This window comes from Calothrix sp. CBUCES-K 9914, from assembly GCF_059640475.1.
Genome location: NZ_JBXXZH010000078.1, coordinates 19241 through 36097, shown reverse-complemented (window position 1 = coordinate 36097; position 16857 = coordinate 19241). Strand labels below are relative to the sequence as shown.

Here is a 16857-nt window from a genome sequence, read left to right as displayed (position 1 = left end):
ACTGGGCGTTCGCTTATTTTTAGAACCAAAGGGGAATTGAAGCCTTGATGTAAAAGAAAAAAGGCTATTTCTAAGTAATTTATGAATTCATAGTAACATTTATGACTATCACAGAAGCCTCTGAGAAGCGGTTATTTAAGGCATAGGGGTAGCTTAAATCGTAAGATAGCTAAAAGCCCTATACTAAACACAAATGCCTGAATCGATTGATTAGTCTGGATTATAAGCCCAGTAAGCCTTAATTAAACCATGAAGTCAAAAATGAGCGAACGGGCAGTAAAAAAGCAGACAGTACCACGCCATAACCGATATATGCGATTGTCGATCCAGGTGCATTTCCAAATTCCAGGGATAGACTCACCATTGTGGCGGAAAGCAGAGGGAGCTCTTGAGATTAAAAAAGATATTTGGGTTGAATTAAATGATTTAGGATTAGTTCCTGGTACTTCAATGTTTATTCAAGGAACTAAAGTTACAAAGACTAAGGGATTTACAAGCTTCAACGTTGCTTGTAAATGAAAGCGTAAAATTTTAGGAGCGCAAACTTGCCGCATCTCGGTTTCCGTGGGCGGCAAAGTTTGTAAGAGAGTGGCGCCGAAAGAGGGATGGTTTATTTTAACTAGTTTTGATTCATTAGAATCAGCGATAGCAGCTTATAAAAAACGTTTTGATATAGCGGAAAGTTGGCGGTGTCGGCTTCCGTCCCGCCAAACTTTCCAAGACGAAGAGATGTTTAGAGATTTTAAAAAAGGAGGTTAGAACTTAGAAGATACTAACGTATCTGGACAACGCTTTATTTCTCTAGTTTTATTAATATCGATAGCATACACTGCTACTACAATTCAAGGGCAAGAAATTAAGCGTAAAGGAATTCAACAATACGTCTCTAGAGTTAAAGAGTATGGGCGTATAGAAAGAAGGCATAGTAGTTTTTACGTTGGCTTATATGGTCAAACTTGGGTCGATTTTAAACAATACTGTAATGAACTAGTAAATGAATTAATGAAATTAAATCTCAATAAACGGAAGTATTATCAACGAGGCATGAGAGCTATGAAGCTGATTGAATCTATGTTGTAGGCGCCTTTGTCACCCCTTCAGCAACTCCATTGGATCGTTTGATTGAAATGGTGGCTTACCTGTAAGTAATTCGTAAAAAGTTACACCCAAAGAATAAAAATCAGTTCGGTAGTCAATTCCCCGGTTCATTCGGCCTGTTTGTTCTGGGGAAATATAAGTAAGTGTCCCTTCCAAGACATTGGGATTGATGAGTGTTTGAGTTTCCCGTGGTAGTAAAGATGCAATACTAAAGTCGATTAATTTAACTTCTTTTGTTTCAGGATTAATTAAAATATTGGCGGGTTTAATATCTTTGTGAATAATCCGCTCTCGATACAATATATCTAAGGTATTACACAGTGTGATTGCTAGAACTAAAAACTCTTGTAGAGATTGCTGCCTTCCTTTGCCCGTCCATTCCTTTAAAGAAATTCCCCCAAAGTCTTCCATCACCAGCGCATAGCCATTTTGGTAAGGTTCTAGGCTGTAGGTTTGGATGATTAGGGGTGAGTTGAGATTTTTGGCAATAGTGTACTGATTACGAAACGATAAAAGTTCGCTGAAACTGGGATAAGGATTTTTCAGTAGTTTAATGACTACAGGCAATGAGTCAGTTTCTCGATACCCTCGATAAACCACCGTTCTGGAACCATTGTATAGTTGTTCATTAATGTGATAACCGGGAATAGTCATAAGAATACTAACCATATTGCGCTCATCCTAACAATTTCTGGATTTAGTATTCCCAGATATCGCAGGTCATTTACTAAAAACAGCCAAAATTTATACTGAAATTTAGAGGATAAGTTCTATACTCTTACTACGTATTGTAACTATACCATAACGTTGCCGTTTGGCGAGCTTATACTTATTCAAACATCTAAACATCTAACCCGGATTTCTCACAAGATTTGAGAAAATAGGGGTCAAAAACTGCCAAAATGTATATTGAACAAAAATTACGGCAGTTTGAAGTATGACCCAAATAAAAATGATTGTATGCCAGAACAGTACTGATATCAAAAATGGTGCGTCAAAGCACATAATTTTTCTTTTTGTTGAAGATTGTAATAGCTTTGACGCACCCTAATCGAATTAAAAACTTACGGCGCCTCGAAACTGTAATTTGACATTAATTATCTTGTATCATATATAATTGCAATACTTTAAACCTGTATTTATGTTTGTACAGCTGCGTGTTTTATCTAGTCGAGTAGATTAATTTTTAACAGTTATATAGTACTATGAAGTACTTGATTACCAACGCTTTTGCTCCAGGTGCCAGATTTTTAGTCCACCACAATAAAATTGTCTGTATTGTATCACCGAAACGCTCATACAACTTGTGTGCATAAAAATGTGAACCACGGTTCACATTTTTATGATGCTCAAAGGAAAACTTACTACATATTCTCTCATACGCACTAAAAATACAAAAATTCGTAGTCTGCCTGAATACTTTACTTAATCAAACCTATAATTACTCAAAACTAAAGAAGTATTGAGGCACCTTAAGAGGTTGTTTTGTGTCATGAGTCATGAACAAAGTATCTTAATCTTAAATAAACGCCTGAAAACAGAGATGCGGAGTTCACAGAGAGAGGAAAGTACAAATATCACATTTTATAGTAACTCATGATTTTGCAATAATATTTTTACTGTTGCTGTATACGAGTGATAAATTTCATACAGTTTCAAATTTTACTTTTGTAAGAACACAGTAAACAATATGCCATGTAGGCGCCTCAATAACTTATAATTACTTTTTAAATAACTTCCGTACATCAAGCAAACTACCATACCTATAAAATTCACCTAAAATCGAGTTAATTAAATTAAGCCAATTTGGTTTAAACTTGTATACGCTCACCAATATCATCTTAAATCAGGCGCCTTGTTTTATGTTTTACTCTAGACTAACTCAACTCACTCTTCTCTTCTCAACAATCCTAGTACAATTACCATAACTCCTACATTTAGTCAATAAAATTTGTATAAAATAGAGATAAAACGTTACTAAAACAAGTAAGTAAGAAGTAAGAAAATGAAATTAGTAGAGAGGCTGGAAGTATTGCTATGAAAGGAAAAGGGGGAGTAAGAACGCGCAGGTCTCTTGCCCAGCATTGGCTCAAAAGTGAAAGTGCTTTGGATGACATAGTACGCACGGCAGCGTGTACCAAGGATGACAGGGTTTTAGAGATAGGACCTGGAACCGGGGTTCTGACACGCAGAATTTTACCCCTGGTAGAGGCTTTGATTTCTGTGGAAATCGATAAGGATTTGTGTAAGATGTTGGTAAAAGAGTTTGGGAAGAGGGAGAATTTTTTACTGTTGCAAGGTGATTTTTTAGAGTTGGATGTAGAATCTCAGCTTGAAAATTTTGAAAAGTTTCTTCCGCAGAATAAAGTAGTAGCCAACATTCCGTATAATATTACTGGACCAATTATTGAGAAGTTATTAGGGACAATTGCTAATCCGAATGTGAGACCGTATGAGTCGATTGTGTTATTGATACAGAAAGAGGTAGCTGAAAGGATTGTTGCAAAACCTGGTGGTCGAGTTTTCGGCGCCTTAACAGTGCGTGTACAATATTTGGCAGAGTGCGAATATATTTGTACAGTTCCAGCTAAAGCTTTTCATCCGGTGCCGAAAGTAGATTCTGCTGTAGTAAGATTAATACCACGTCAATTGGAGAATCAAGCTTCAGAACCTAAATTTTTAGAGACTATAGTAAAATTAGGATTCAGTGCAAAGCGAAAGATGTTACGGAATAATTTGCAAAGCATTATTGAACGGGATGAGTTGACTACTATCTTGGAAGGATTAAATGTAAACCCTGCTGCGCGCGGAGAAGATATTAGTGTTGAACAATGGGTACAGTTGAGTAATAAATTAAAAGAAATTAAGCAGAATGACGGGTTAGAAAATAATTTGTTAGAATAAAAACAATATAAAATTGCTTTCGCTAAAAAATGAGCCAATCCCATAATGACATGATGCAAAGTATTTATTTGACAGAACACCTTGCACTTATCTTAAAAAACTGAACTTCAGGACATAGAACAAAATGTGAACCACGGTTCACATTTACATTTCTTCAACTTCTAGCTCTTCTCCCACAGCCTAATTTTAATCTAACATCTCCAGGTTTGTGATTGCGTGAGATTAAGGCAGGTTAAGAAATTTAGCAAGTTGGCGCCTCTACCAGCACCCCAAAAGTTAATCAATTTGTAATAACACGAACAAATTAATTTAGGTAAGCATCTTATGTGAAGGCGCTTAAACGAGTATTAAAAAGTCATAGCAACAAACAGTAGTATTATTAGTTATGATTCAAGTAGAATTTTTAAATAATAACTTTTCAGGTAATAATGACAACAAAAACAATTTATTATCATGGTGACGTAAACCTACCTGAAGAATTAGTACAAGTAAAGCACAGCCCTTAAATATACCAGGTAGAGAAGGTGGACTTAAAAAATATTACGAACCCCATGATGATACTGTTGGTTATCCATCCTATCCAAATGAAGCTCATGGAGAATATAAAGTTTTCAATGCACTGACTCAAGCACTCTTAGAATATGAGTTAAAATTAAATGTAGAAGGTATACTATATCTTTATACTGAAAGAAATATGTGTCCAGGCTGCATAATTACCTGTGAGCAAGATTTTAAGGGTAAATTTCCGAACATTAAAATAATTGTTTTTTCTGATATACCTTACCAAAGTAAGTAATTTATCTTTAGAGTCAAAGAGAGGTGGACAAGAAATATTTAAAAATACGAATTTAAATAAATATTAATTGTAAAAGGATTAAAAAATGAAATCATCTACTGGTTACTATAGAGAATTAAAATTACCTCAAGAGTGTCAGCTTCCAAATAATTTACTTGACAAAATACATGAAGTTTGGGGTAGAAAATATTATGACTTATATGATGATGGAGGTAAATGCAACGTAGAAGAAGCATTTGAAGAAATTTTGCAAACTTTTGGAATGCCAATCAATACTATTGAACATCAAAGATATGTATATATGGCACTAGGAATATCACTTGCAGTTCAACCAACATTAAAACATTACTTTCCTGAAGATATTAGACCAAATACAATTATAGAAAAGGTTAATGATTGGATAGAAAAATATGTTGAAGTGCCTGATGATTTTGCAGATACTTTATTTCCAGATATAAATGAAGGAGGTATGTATCAAGCAGCGGACGAAGCGTATAACATTTTTTACGGGTTAGTAAGAAGTTTAAATAAAGAATTTGCCTATGAAGCAGTTATCGATATTTTGTACGATGCTATTACAGGCGATGCAATTTCTCCTTTTACAACAGCGAAGAGAGATTTATTTAATTGGTGGATAATAGATGTTGTTCCAAGAGCATACTGCTTAAAGCTTCCATCTAGTTTATACCCACGAGCAAAATAAATCAATTCAGTAAATCATCAACAGCTATACAAAAACCTAATAAAACTTTTTGTGTGCGAATTGTTTCACCAGAAGAGAAAATTAACCGAGAATTTTTAGTAACAATAATAATCCAACGGTTTTCAGGATAGACTAACCAAACCTCCTCACCACCAGATTGTAAATACTCGGCACTTTTTGCAATAACTTCTTCAGCATAATCAGTAGGAGAGACAATTTCAGCACTGAGAGGAAAACTTTGGGGAAGGACTTTTTGATTTCCGTATTGAGAAACTAAATTGGGACTTAGGTAAGCAACATCAGGGCGCCGACCTTGTATATTAGTAAGACAAGGGGCATCCGTATAAACTTTTCCTCCTAGTCCACTAGAATCTTTATAGTTACCCCAGTGACGAGATAAGTCAGATTGAACTTGACCATGTTTAAGCGTCATGCCATTTTTCTCTATTAATTCCCCGTTAACCCATTCTGTCTCATCGAGAGGATTTTGCGTCCAATCTTCCAAAGAGAAATTTTTTAGGCTTTCTGAGACGACAGCGACGTTTACCATTGAATTGTCCCGGACGGTGCTTGTTTAAAGTATAGCAGAATTAATGTAAAGATCACTTCCGCCAAATAGTGAGAGGTTAATAGCGGGATGTTAAATTAAAAGATATGTGGAGGTTTTTACTATGACTTAAACTGTGACTAAAAAGTTTCGTAGCATCACGCACCTAGATTAATACAATAAGTACAAAAAAATTAAGCTTATTAGCATAATAAAGAAATAATTGGTTATTCTATCTTCACTTATCGTATAGAATTGTTTATTACAACCCTCTTTTGTCACTCTCGTAAAACAATAATCTTGGTCAAAAATTGAAAGTTCAGACTAGTCTAAGTTTGAGGTTTTATTTCCTAATAATAACTAAAAATAGCAGCTAAAACGGTAAAATTAAAACCTTATAAAAGCTTGGTAATAGGTTTTAGATTTTCACATTATCAATACCAAAATAATTGAAATATCAAACTAGATGTTTAGACATTTAAATGTTTAGATGTATTTTTAGTTAAACAGCAAAAATAATAGCGCCTTGGTTAATCTTAGATATGGTATAATGAGAAATAAATCTGGCTCACTAAGCTCGCGAAAAGGGTAAAGGGAAAAAGAGAAAGAGTGTAAAGGGTTAAACAGTCCTCGCCGCACCACCACCCGAAACCCGAGGGAGTAAGTGACGTTGCCGGGATGGAACCAGTTGCGAGAAGCAGAACGGCAGCTATGCGGACTGTTGAGCCACGCACCACCGCGCAGCAGCTTTAGGCTAGAATCATTTGTTATCCAGGCACCCCAGAGTAATTTTCATGCCAGTCATCAGAACACCATTCCCAAACATTACCATGAGTATCGTATAAACCAAAGGCATTGGGAGGAAAAATTCCTACAGAGGTAGTTTTTTCTCTATACTCACCTTTAGGGGCATCTGAATACTGACCATGAAAATTCACTATTTTAGTTGTAATAGTTTCACCAAAATGGAACGGTGTAGTAGTTCCAGCTCGGCAAGCGTATTCCCATTCAGCTTCGCTTGGCAATCTATAGTTACACCCGCTAAATTTAGAAAGTCGCTCACAAAACTCTAGCTTGGAGAAGACCCTGAATTAATATAAAGTTTCTTACATCAATAATGAAAGGCGCCTTTTGCGGGAGCATTCAATCCTTATTGATAATGGGTCGTGATGCACGGTTGAATAGCTGACTGATTTTGAGTTAATGGGGCGTGAACGACTGTATAGTTAAGGAAAAAACAATTATTGTTCAGCTAACTTCGACAACTTCGGCACAAACTTGATTCGAGATCAGTTGTAACTGAAAGACAACAGTAGCAAAGATTAAGATAATCCGTATGACCATCTAAAATTTCTCCAGGGTTGCAGTCATAGCGTCTAGAGGCAATTTTAACGATTTGGGTAATGACTTGCTGAGATTTTTTCAGTCCAATGATATTTAACACCAGATAATGCGTGACAAAATTACTGTCACGCACCCAGCTTAAATTTCTGGCAAGTTATCAGGGTCTATACCTTGAGAGCGTAAGTAATCAGCCAATCTTTGTTTTTGTTGGCGTTCTTGCTCAAGCTTTTCAACTGCCCAAGGTAGTAAATTACCAGAAGAGTCCCACCAACGTAACCAGTAGCCTGTTCTTCCTTCTTTGCTTCCTCGCCATGTTCCCAAGAATAACCCCATTGAAGCTATCCAATGGCGCCCATTCTCATCTGGCATTTCTAGGTTATAACGTCCGTTTTCCAGCTTATAAAATTCTAATAGCCCTGCCTCTGGCTCAAAAACTACGTAAACTGGAACTTGTAAGATTTGCTCGTAAAAAAACCATTTACCTGGTGGATAAGTTGGTTTTGCCGAATACTCATCACCTTTCATGTTCGTCTCTATATTATCATTGGATAAAAATTCCATTACAACCGCAGGAGTATTACCCTCTAAATTAGGAGTATAACTTTTGCGACTGCCTAAGACCTGATTAACACGGTCAACAAAAACCCAGTCAGGCGCCTTTGCAACAAATTCGCTATTTAAAGTTGCACAAACAGCAAAATTAGAGGCAATTAACATAGTTGGTAAAATATACCCAGCAATTTCTAAAATTTCACGTAAAGCACCAGCTAATAACGGATGTCCTGTATTTTCCACCGGGTCGTCCTTTAGTTTGAAGTCATCAGGCAAGGGTTCCCAAGTAACGACTGTTTCAAATGATTTGGGTGCAATAAGTTGAGTTACCATTGTTTATCCCCATATAAATAATTTTGTCTTTATTTTACCTATGCCTAAATATGGTATCAGCTTGGGGATATTTGTACTATTTTAGTATGGAAACAGGTAATTGAGCCATATCTATCTTTTTGTGGCATGGTAAAGTCCCTCATTAGAAACAGGTACTAATGTTTTCTTGCTTAGGTAGAATAATACTACAAAACATTTTTACTAGCTTCAACTCAGTGTGACAGATTTCTTATTGTCACACAGATAGGATTTAGATGTTTAGACAGTATCGCAATAATTACGTTCTTTGTGTTAAGAGTGGTAACTATCTTTACCAGATAAGCACAGAGAACACGATTAAAGTAATTAGGACAGATATCCTAATTTATTCACTAGGTCGCGCGTCAACCTGTGTTGTGCGAGTAAAATAAAATGTAAATGTTGAAACACCTAGATGTTTAAAAAACCTGGTTTCTACGTAAAGAGCAATGAAAACATAGATAAGCGAGAAATGGCAAAACTAAAAATACAAATTCGTCATATTAGTAAGGGAAACTTTTTATATAGAGAGATGTTATGATTCCATTTAGCACTTCACCGGAACAAAAAATTAGAGTATATGAAGCGGCAGCTTCAACAAGGGGGGTGTTTACTTTGTCGCTACTGGCTACCAAAAAATTACATAAACTTGGTGTTTTTTTATACATAAAAAACCTTATGAAATTGCTATTTTTGTATTTAATTCGGTTTTATGGAATAAAAAGTAGTGAAAACCGAACTTACTCGTGCTGAAAGTTTAGCCGCTAAACTGCATTAGCTCGGAGAAGACCCTGAATTAATATAAAGTTTCTTACATCAATAATGAAAGGTACAGCACGGATAAAATAACTATCCAGTTAAAAAAGCCTGAAAAGCTTACGAAAAAAATATAAAAGTATAGTATGTGATGAAGGCACCTTCAGCACATGCGCCATAATGTGAACCACGGTTCACATTTACATTTCTTCAACTGCCAAAGATTCACTTGTTTAGTACGAAAACAAACTTTATGTGGCAATAAGCTATGGATACAGTTGAGTAATGAAGTAGGGTGTGTGATGCCATGAAAAAACTTGAACGTAGCGATAAAACTGGTAGCGTCACGCACCAAATATTTTACATCCAGAAAATAAGTCATTTTAGAGTTTGATAAATTATCAAACGATTTAGCACTAACACAAACAATATAGATTAAGCAAGATATGCTGGCGCCTCTATCGGAACTTTAAAAATAAGCGATTTAGAACTAATACAAACTAATTAGATAAAATGCAGTATGTTGAGTAGAGGTGGTTTCGGCACAGTTTTGTCAATACAAAGCTTGTCAAATCAATATACTCATGTATAAAAAATATAGCCATTGTTTATACTCGCCCTGTAAAAAAGCGCTTATTTTGCGTTAAATACTTAGACTAAAATAATAAATGTAATTATAAATACATAAATTAATCTTTATAGGGTATTAGATTGTTGAGTGATGGGTATTATTATGATACATTCCGTACCATTGCCTGGAGCCGATAAACATTCTAACTGACCATGATGCTTCTCTGTAATGATTTTATACTGACGCAAACTATTTATTTGAGATAACACCTTTTAGCCATCTCAAAAAACTATTCGTTTTATAAGACACAAACTATATAAAATTTGGCGTAGTATGCAATGAAAGCCGTCTTCACAAAAAACTTAACTTCAGTTTTTTGGCATTAATGTATCTGCAATAGATAATGTATAATGTATGGGTGGATATATAAATCTTGTTTCATTATTTTCCTGTTTTCTCAGTTTATAAAACTCTTGAGTTTGCTCCTCATTAGCTTGTAATAGCTGCTCACCAGTTTAAAAAAAAGGAACCTGGTTGTGGAAATTTATAAATGTTTTAGAACACCTAAAGGTTACACATTTTATGTTGAAACTTTGCATTAGTTTGTACAGAGAACAAGACTACTGAATGATGTGATAATTTTATTTCAAATTCTTCATTACTGAGTTTATCTTTTATTTTTAATTTTCTTAATTGCAATTCAGTTAAAGCATTTGGGTTTTCATAACAAGTAAAAAGCGCAATATAGGAATGTGGGTCTAAATCTAATGCTTGGTCTGAATGATAACCCATTTTACAATATTTACTATCATACACTTCAATTAATACATTATTAAAATGTATTGTTTCTTGCTCCGACGTTACATTATTATTTATGAATTTAATAATATGCTGATGTATTGACTTAAAATAGCCCGCTGGTATGGTATATTTGGTTGTTGTTCTTAATATTGGTATACCATGTTCGTTTTCTTGCACTAAATGATTGCCATATCTGCCACTACCCACTGCTTCAAATTGCGCTGAATTATATAATTCACTAAATGTATTACCCTGCAATTGTAGAGTAATAAGTTGAAAATCCTTGGTATTCATTACTTATAATTTAAATCATTAACTAACAATTAGGTTTTAAATAATCTCCTGTATTCATACTAAAATGAACCTTGCCATACTCAATTTCATTTCCAGTTTTATTTTCTTTAACATAAGAATTTTTTAAGTTTTCAAATGGTACATCGGTGATTTGTTCAAGAGGCAAGTATTGTCCATTTTCTTTTATAAATGTTTGATTATTGATATATTTAGCCTCAAGGTTAGAGCAACGCACTACATACCCCAATCTTGTGGGTATTTTATCTACACTCAAAACTGATGGTTTAATTTCATGCGTAATCTATTGGTAGATAGTGGTATTATAAATACTGAATTCGGATACAAAACCACAGTAAACTCTTTTGCTTTAGTTTCATCATTCACGTCCTCTTTTAGTTTAAACTCTAGCCTTGTTAGTACACTGACGTTATTAATGCATAAGTCAAATATATCTGTAGTACTAGGTTTGAAATTCGCTACATTTAAATCATTATAAAAGGTACAGAATGCTATAAGTCCATGTTTAGGCATATCTTTTGTTTTATCTGAATGTGCCTTTATCTTAGCCTTCTTCTCTTTCGTTGTTTCATCGCTTTTTACTTTATTTTCATATATCTGTGCCAATACGTGATTTAATTTTATATCATGCTCAAAGATAAATGGTAACTCAGTATTTATTTTAGATATTATTGCATAATCAGTAGCACGAAAATTATCGGTAGATCCTTTAAAATTACTAGAGCAACGTAATAAATTGAAATGTAGCACTTCTTCGTTTGTACATCCCTCTTCTTTGGTTATTTCAGATAAATAAATACCTTTTCTAAAGGCAATACCTCCTTTATTAGATTCAGTTAATTCTTGAAATTGATGCTCAGATTTTATTTTATAAAAATAATCAGTCTCCTTAAATAAATGCCTATAATACACACCAGCTTGGTGTATTAAAATAGGTACATCACCTAATGAAATCTCTGTAAAATTTATACCGAGGTTAGTAATGGCGTTTATGGAGCATTCTTTAATAACAAATATAGGCAGGTTACAATCTTCTATTTCCGAGATATCACCACATGCAAAAATCCTTATTTCAGATATGTTTGTAGGCAACTCTGCTAGTGTATTTATTATTTGTCCGCAAAAATTTTCTTGAAGATACTTTATGTTCGTATCTAAAAAGTTATTATCTATTAGAAGTAAATAGTTCTTGTGTTTTATTATCTTATTTTCGTGATGTGTCATACATTTTTTACTTTTTTATTTAATAAGATAAACAGATAAAATTGGCGCCATTCCAGCTGGCTTGGACATTTACCATCACTGCAACAAGGTGCCAACCCTATTATAGTGGGAAAAAACAACAGTTATTATTTGGACAAAGGCACCAACAATCACTTTCGTTGTCAATAACCAATGGTGCCATACTTTTATTATACAGTATTGTTCAAAGGAGAGATTGGAGAAACCCTTGGTTGGAATGGTTGGCACAGTTCTGGGACTGCGATTTTCTGCTTGACTATGAAGAGGAAGAAGACGCAGAGAACAGTAATGGACGACAAAAGAAAAAACCTTGGCACCTTCGTTGGGGTGAGGAAACCCACGATGAGGTTTTAGCACGGTTGCTAGATTTGAATCAACAGCGCGCGGAAGCAGAAACTTTAGGAGGGAAGGTTGCAGATAAAAGCAAAGGAAAAGGAAATACTAAAAATACAGCTAAAAAAGGAGGGACACGAAAGAAAGAAGCAGATGCTAGTATTCCCGGTTTGCAAGTTACCTAAATATGTTGATATTTTTTCATGGTGCCGTACATTCTACGGTTTTTATGTGCTGCATAAGATTGAGATTGAAAAGGCGCCGGAAATATAGAGGTTCCCGCTCTAATGAAGTACACAAGGGCGGGCAAGGATGCCTGCTCCACAATAAATACATTATTTTATAGTGTTGCTACAATTAGGCTTTGTATAGCAACGTCATACACGCAATATGCTATTTATCACTGATGACATAATTACTGAAATCACTCAACGTATCGTAAACGAACTAAATCCTGAAGAAATTATCTTGTTTGGTTCCTATGCTTGGGGAAACCCACATAAATATAGCGACCTTGATTTATGTGTAATTGTACCAGACAATATTATATATAGGATAAACCTTTTTTCTTTCTTTTCTTTCTTCCTTTGCGCCCTTTGCGTCCTTTGCGGTTCGTTATATTGATTTAATTTTGACAGATAATTTATAAATGCCGTAATCTTCGTTGGTGCGTGGCGCCATCAACCTTATTATTACACCGATATTTATTCGTGGCGCCACACACCCTACTTGAAACTTGATTTTTAGAAAATGTGTAAATGTTTTTCGACTTCTCACCCTCGACCAACTTGGAACAACAGCAAAATCCTGGTAAATTGGGAACTTGGCCTTTTGAAATTGGGCTATGGGTGGGACAAGCAGCGACACCCAACCGCATGGGTAAAAAAGACGATGGAGATGATAATAGTGCTAGAAAATGCACGCTTGATTTTCAAAAAAATGACCGTAACCCTTCACCCATACCTTTAGAAAAATGTCCTTGGTGCGATACAGAATTTACTCCCAACTCATTTCAATTAGTTCCTTCTGACCAACCAATAGATTTACATATATGTTGTAGCAACCGTCGCTGTAATTTTTCTGGTAGCAGAAATAAGCATTTACCCATTGTCACCGTAGACGAACCAATTTATCATCGTTTACCCTGCTTTATTATCGCCACAGTTGATAAATTCGCCAGTTTACCTTGGGTTGGTGAAACGGGCGCCTTATTCGGAAAAGTATTAATATACAAAATGCACCACAATAAGAGATACTTCCCAGTCAAAAAAAGATATGCAATTCTAGAATGGTAATGAATATCAGTTTTTACCCAACCCAAGGAACATTAAGAAAAACCCACTCCTACAACCCATACACCACGACGTTATTCAGGGTTCCCAATAATTGTAAACACACCAGGGTGTTTTTCCTTGGTTTTCAACATCGCTTAGTGCAGAGCGCACACTTTATCGGGAGTTTTCTCCAATACTTGGTATAAATAGTCAGATAGTACTATGAAGCGGGTAAAATCAGTAAAAACGAATTAGACTAGAAATAATAATTTTAAACAAAACAAAACGTGGGAGAATGGAACAAATCAACTGTAAGGTTGAAGCAGTTTGGGATTCTGAGGCTTCAGTATGGGTAGCAACCAGTGAAGATGTACCAGGATTAGTAACAGAAGCTTCAACAATTGAAACTCTTACACAGAAGCTTCGAGAAATGATTCCAGAACTTATCGTTTTGAATTCTATTGTGCCTCCTGACTATGTGGGTTTAATCACTTTTGAGCTAGTTAGCCATCGGCAAGAGTTAATTAAGGTGGCTTAATTATATGGGTGTGTCATTTACTCCTGATTTGAAAAAAATTCTTTCAGATGCAGGTTGCTATTTTGAACAATAAATTCTCTTAGGTTTCAATTTTTGATAAGTAAGTTAGCAATATCAAATAATTGTTGCATTGTGCCTCGATAGCCAATTTTGGTAGAATGAGCATTACCCAATCGGTCAAAAATAGGGATTCCTTGACGATATAAAGGTATGTTTAAACGTCTAGCAATAACTTCTGCATGTGAGTTGGCAATTAGTAAATCTGAAGTAGCTGCAAGTTGTTCAAAATCTTCTAAGTCACCAATGGTGATGCTAGAAACCGGAAGTTTTTCTAATAATGGAGAGCGTGCGGTTGTTACTGCTGCATGGATGGATGCTCCCATTGATTGTAAAAAATCAATAGTTAACCATAGTAAATCTGGTTCGAGTGCTACAGCAACTCGTTTACAGCTAAAATATAGGTGAGTGGAAAGCATTGCGTGTTGTAACTGGCGCCGTTGACGGTGGTATTTATTTGGTACTTTTGAACCACTGATTTCTGTTAATGCGTATAAAAATCTATCTGTAGCTTGAAGTCCTGTAAGTTCGTTAAAAACATCGTAGGGAATTCTAAATTTCTGTTGTAAAATTCTAGCACTAGGTCGCATACTTTCACCTAACGCTAAGGTAAAAGTAGAATTACCAAGTGAGCGCAGTTGTTCTAAGGTAGTTCCGCTATTGGTTACAGCACTGTTAAAATTATCAAATTCCGCATCTAGCAAACCAGAAAGGTCAGGTAGTACAATTGGGTTTAAGCCGAAAGCAAAACACATTTCTTTAATTTCTTGTACGTCTCCAGGTGTAAAAGCAGAACTAGCTAAAATCGTTACCTGCTTTTCATCTCGTTTCTCTTTTTGATAAGGAATTTCTTTAACAATAGTCTCTACTGTCGCGGCAAACCCATCTTGTAATGTACCTTTAAAATCTGGTGTTGAAACTAACACAATTGGTAAGTTATTTAATTGTGGCAGAGAGAAGCGAATTTCTTTTAAAAAACGCCCCATATCATCACCTCTAGTTTCCGTTAGTCCAGTGGTACACAAACCAAGAATTTCTGGTTTATGTCTTTGCACTAACGTTAGAATTGCTTGTATAATGCTTTCCTCACCACCCAAGACAGTCACAACTTCTGTCATGGCTGTTGTAGAGAGAGGAATTATTTCACGAAAATGATTGCTTAAAGGAGTTTTAGCAAAGGCACTACATCCAGGTGAACCATGTAATACTGGCATTATTCCCGCAAACCCCATAAATGCTAAGGTGGCGCCTACTGCTTGACTATGTTTGAGAGGGTTAACTGCTACCGATGTACTTGTAATGCTAATAATTGCCATAATTTTAAAGAACTATTTAAGATTTCCTTTAAGATTTCCACAGTGCTGGCTGACGCATTTGGTGCCAAACAGGACTGTTAAACGCTGCATACAATTCTTGTGCTACTTTTGAAATTCCTGCATAACCCGCATAAATATGATGGTTGTGTTGATGAATGTCTAGAAAAGGTATTTGTGCCACCATTGCCGTATATTGATAACGCGCGCTAGTAATTAACATATCTGCTGTATGTTCTTTGATAATTTCGGTAATTTTACTTGAATCTCCTAACTCTATAACAATGGGATTTAGACCTAGTATTTTTTGAATTTTAATTTGACATTCTTGACTGATTTTTTGTGATATAATTGGAATAATATCTATATCCAAGCTAACTGCTACAGATAATATAGCCCAACTCTTAGCATTGATAATATCAAGAATCATTAGTTTGTTTTTAAATTGCTCACGATAGAAATCAAGTTGATAATTTAAAATATTATTTTCTTCAGCAATTAACTCTTCTATTAGCTCTAAATTCTTGTTTAGATTAGCCGCAATGCTTCGCAAACAATTATTTATATCTTCAAGACTATAAAAAGATTCTTCTAGATAAGGAATACCAAAGCGCTTCTCCATTTTTTTCGACATTTTCAGCAACGCTTTGGAAGAAATAACCACGTTGATCTTGGCACGATGAGCATAGCAAAGTTCTTCGTAGTGTGTGTTGCCTGCAATTTTGGCTAAAACTCGAATTCCCACTTTTTCCAATAATGACTCGATATAATCAATGGCGCCATCATCGTTATCACCAATCAAGTTAATATCATACTCTGTAATCAATTCAGGTTCAGCAGTACCGATAACGTGTTCGAGTAAAACATCAGTAGCTAGACGAGTACCTAACTTTTTATTACCAATAAAACCTGGTGAATCTACAGGGATAACTGGAATTAGTAATTGCTCAGTAGCATCTTGACAAGTACCATTGATATCATCACCAATCATTGCAGAAACACAGGTAGAATAAACAAATATTGCAGTTGGCTTGTAACGACGATGTACTTCAATTATAGCTTTATATAACTTTTTGGCGCCACCAAAAATAATATCGCTTTCTTCCATATCGGTAGTAAAGCGAATTCTGTGTATATAATTAATAGAATTGTTATTTCCTAAAAAAGTGCCAACACACCCGGTTGGACCGTGGACTAAATGAGCAGCATCAGCAATTAATACTAGAACACTCATGGCGCCATCAAAAGCACAGTCTTCTTGAACATCAAGCTGTATGGGCGATTTATGCGCGTTAAAAAGTTCATTAATTATTTCTTGATTAGTGTTCATTTGTGTTGTAATATTAGAGAATTTTAGATGAGTAT

General features: G+C 35.2%; 13 protein-coding genes and 3 pseudogenes. 7 read left to right on the top strand and 9 right to left on the bottom strand.

The window, feature by feature from the left end; genetic code table 11:
• Nucleotides 1-387: 387 nt before the first annotated feature.
• Nucleotides 388-1080, top strand: a pseudogene (locus AC2JBO_RS18745) (transposase family protein); the annotation flags it as partial.
• Nucleotides 1081-1098: 18 nt separating this feature from the next.
• On the opposite strand, the pseudogene AC2JBO_RS18740 reads toward AC2JBO_RS18745, so the two are convergent.
• Nucleotides 1099-1767: pseudogene (locus AC2JBO_RS18740) on the bottom strand (serine/threonine protein kinase); the annotation flags it as partial.
• Nucleotides 1768-3135: 1368 nt separating this feature from the next.
• On the opposite strand from AC2JBO_RS18740, the gene rsmA reads away from it, so the two are divergent.
• Together rsmA and AC2JBO_RS18730 are read left to right on the top strand one after the other, a co-directional pair.
• Nucleotides 3136-4002: a 16S rRNA (adenine(1518)-N(6)/adenine(1519)-N(6))-dimethyltransferase RsmA gene (gene rsmA, locus AC2JBO_RS18735; protein ID WP_496955164.1), complete on the top strand. Its 867-nt coding sequence runs from the start codon at nucleotides 3136-3138 to the stop codon at nucleotides 4000-4002.
• Nucleotides 4003-4883: 881 nt separating this feature from the next.
• On the top strand, nucleotides 4884-5501 hold the full coding sequence (locus AC2JBO_RS18730; protein WP_496955163.1) for a hypothetical protein: 618 nt from the start codon (nucleotides 4884-4886) through the stop codon (nucleotides 5499-5501).
• A gap of 1 nt (nucleotide 5502) precedes the next feature.
• Here the strand turns inward: AC2JBO_RS18730 and AC2JBO_RS18725 are convergent, their stop codons facing one another.
• From AC2JBO_RS18725 to AC2JBO_RS18700, 6 genes and pseudogenes are all read right to left on the bottom strand, one after another.
• Nucleotides 5503-6051: a Uma2 family endonuclease gene (locus AC2JBO_RS18725; protein ID WP_496955162.1), complete on the bottom strand. Its 549-nt coding sequence runs from the start codon at nucleotides 6049-6051 to the stop codon at nucleotides 5503-5505.
• 636 nt (nucleotides 6052-6687) lie between these two features.
• A pseudogene (locus AC2JBO_RS18720) lies at nucleotides 6688-7121 on the bottom strand (formylglycine-generating enzyme family protein); the annotation flags it as partial.
• 409 nt (nucleotides 7122-7530) lie between these two features.
• Nucleotides 7531-8277, bottom strand: a complete 747-nt coding sequence (locus tag AC2JBO_RS18715) for a Uma2 family endonuclease (protein ID WP_496955161.1) — start codon at nucleotides 8275-8277, stop codon at nucleotides 7531-7533.
• 1909 nt (nucleotides 8278-10186) lie between these two features.
• Entirely contained in the window at nucleotides 10187-10717 is a 531-nt protein-coding gene (locus tag AC2JBO_RS18710; protein ID WP_496955160.1) for an alpha-ketoglutarate-dependent dioxygenase AlkB, read from the bottom strand.
• 22 nt (nucleotides 10718-10739) lie between these two features.
• On the bottom strand, nucleotides 10740-10991 hold the full coding sequence (locus tag AC2JBO_RS18705; RefSeq protein WP_496955159.1) for a hypothetical protein: 252 nt from the start codon (nucleotides 10989-10991) through the stop codon (nucleotides 10740-10742).
• A complete protein-coding gene (locus tag AC2JBO_RS18700) occupies nucleotides 10988-11959 on the bottom strand; it encodes a hypothetical protein (protein WP_496955158.1) in 972 nt (323 codons plus the stop codon). Before AC2JBO_RS18700 ends, AC2JBO_RS18705 begins: the two co-directional genes overlap by 4 nt.
• 41 nt (nucleotides 11960-12000) lie before the next feature.
• Between AC2JBO_RS18700 and AC2JBO_RS18695 the strand changes: the two genes are divergently transcribed.
• The 4 genes from AC2JBO_RS18695 (at nucleotide 12001) to AC2JBO_RS18680 (ending at nucleotide 14122) form a co-directional block, all read left to right on the top strand.
• Nucleotides 12001-12495, top strand: coding sequence for a hypothetical protein (locus AC2JBO_RS18695; protein ID WP_496955157.1), 495 nt, complete (start codon nucleotides 12001-12003; stop codon nucleotides 12493-12495).
• A 205-nt stretch (nucleotides 12496-12700) separates the two neighbouring features.
• Nucleotides 12701-12934 carry a nucleotidyltransferase domain-containing protein gene (locus AC2JBO_RS18690; protein ID WP_496955156.1) on the top strand — a complete coding sequence of 78 codons (234 nt, stop codon included), beginning with the start codon at nucleotides 12701-12703 and terminating at the stop codon, nucleotides 12932-12934.
• Nucleotides 12935-13068: 134 nt separating this feature from the next.
• On the top strand, nucleotides 13069-13605 hold the full coding sequence (locus AC2JBO_RS18685; protein WP_496955155.1) for a hypothetical protein: 537 nt from the start codon (nucleotides 13069-13071) through the stop codon (nucleotides 13603-13605).
• A 274-nt stretch (nucleotides 13606-13879) separates the two neighbouring features.
• Nucleotides 13880-14122 carry a DUF1902 domain-containing protein gene (locus AC2JBO_RS18680; protein WP_496955154.1) on the top strand — a complete coding sequence of 81 codons (243 nt, stop codon included), beginning with the start codon at nucleotides 13880-13882 and terminating at the stop codon, nucleotides 14120-14122.
• 86 nt (nucleotides 14123-14208) lie between these two features.
• On the opposite strand, the gene nifN is transcribed toward AC2JBO_RS18680, so the two are convergent.
• Together nifN and AC2JBO_RS18670 are read right to left on the bottom strand one after the other, a co-directional pair.
• Nucleotides 14209-15495, bottom strand: coding sequence for a nitrogenase iron-molybdenum cofactor biosynthesis protein NifN (gene nifN, locus AC2JBO_RS18675; protein ID WP_496955153.1), 1287 nt, complete (start codon nucleotides 15493-15495; stop codon nucleotides 14209-14211).
• Nucleotides 15496-15523: 28 nt separating this feature from the next.
• A complete protein-coding gene (locus AC2JBO_RS18670) occupies nucleotides 15524-16822 on the bottom strand; it encodes a nitrogenase component 1 (protein ID WP_496955152.1) in 1299 nt (432 codons plus the stop codon).
• Nucleotides 16823-16857 lie beyond the last annotated feature (35 nt).

Coding starts and splice junctions, on each gene's coding strand:
- rsmA (WP_496955164.1), top strand. CDS start 3,136: ATGAAAGGAAAAGGGGGAGTAAGAACGCGCAGGTCTCTTGCCCAGCAT.
- AC2JBO_RS18730 (WP_496955163.1), top strand. CDS start 4,884: ATGAAATCATCTACTGGTTACTATAGAGAATTAAAATTACCTCAAGAG.
- AC2JBO_RS18725 (WP_496955162.1), bottom strand. CDS start 6,051: ATGGTAAACGTCGCTGTCGTCTCAGAAAGCCTAAAAAATTTCTCTTTG.
- AC2JBO_RS18715 (WP_496955161.1), bottom strand. CDS start 8,277: ATGGTAACTCAACTTATTGCACCCAAATCATTTGAAACAGTCGTTACT.
- AC2JBO_RS18710 (WP_496955160.1), bottom strand. CDS start 10,717: ATGAATACCAAGGATTTTCAACTTATTACTCTACAATTGCAGGGTAAT.
- AC2JBO_RS18700 (WP_496955158.1), bottom strand. CDS start 11,959: ATGACACATCACGAAAATAAGATAATAAAACACAAGAACTATTTACTT.
- AC2JBO_RS18690 (WP_496955156.1), top strand. CDS start 12,701: ATGCTATTTATCACTGATGACATAATTACTGAAATCACTCAACGTATC.
- AC2JBO_RS18685 (WP_496955155.1), top strand. CDS start 13,069: ATGTTTTTCGACTTCTCACCCTCGACCAACTTGGAACAACAGCAAAAT.
- AC2JBO_RS18680 (WP_496955154.1), top strand. CDS start 13,880: ATGGAACAAATCAACTGTAAGGTTGAAGCAGTTTGGGATTCTGAGGCT.
- nifN (WP_496955153.1), bottom strand. CDS start 15,495: ATGGCAATTATTAGCATTACAAGTACATCGGTAGCAGTTAACCCTCTC.
- AC2JBO_RS18670 (WP_496955152.1), bottom strand. CDS start 16,822: ATGAACACTAATCAAGAAATAATTAATGAACTTTTTAACGCGCATAAA.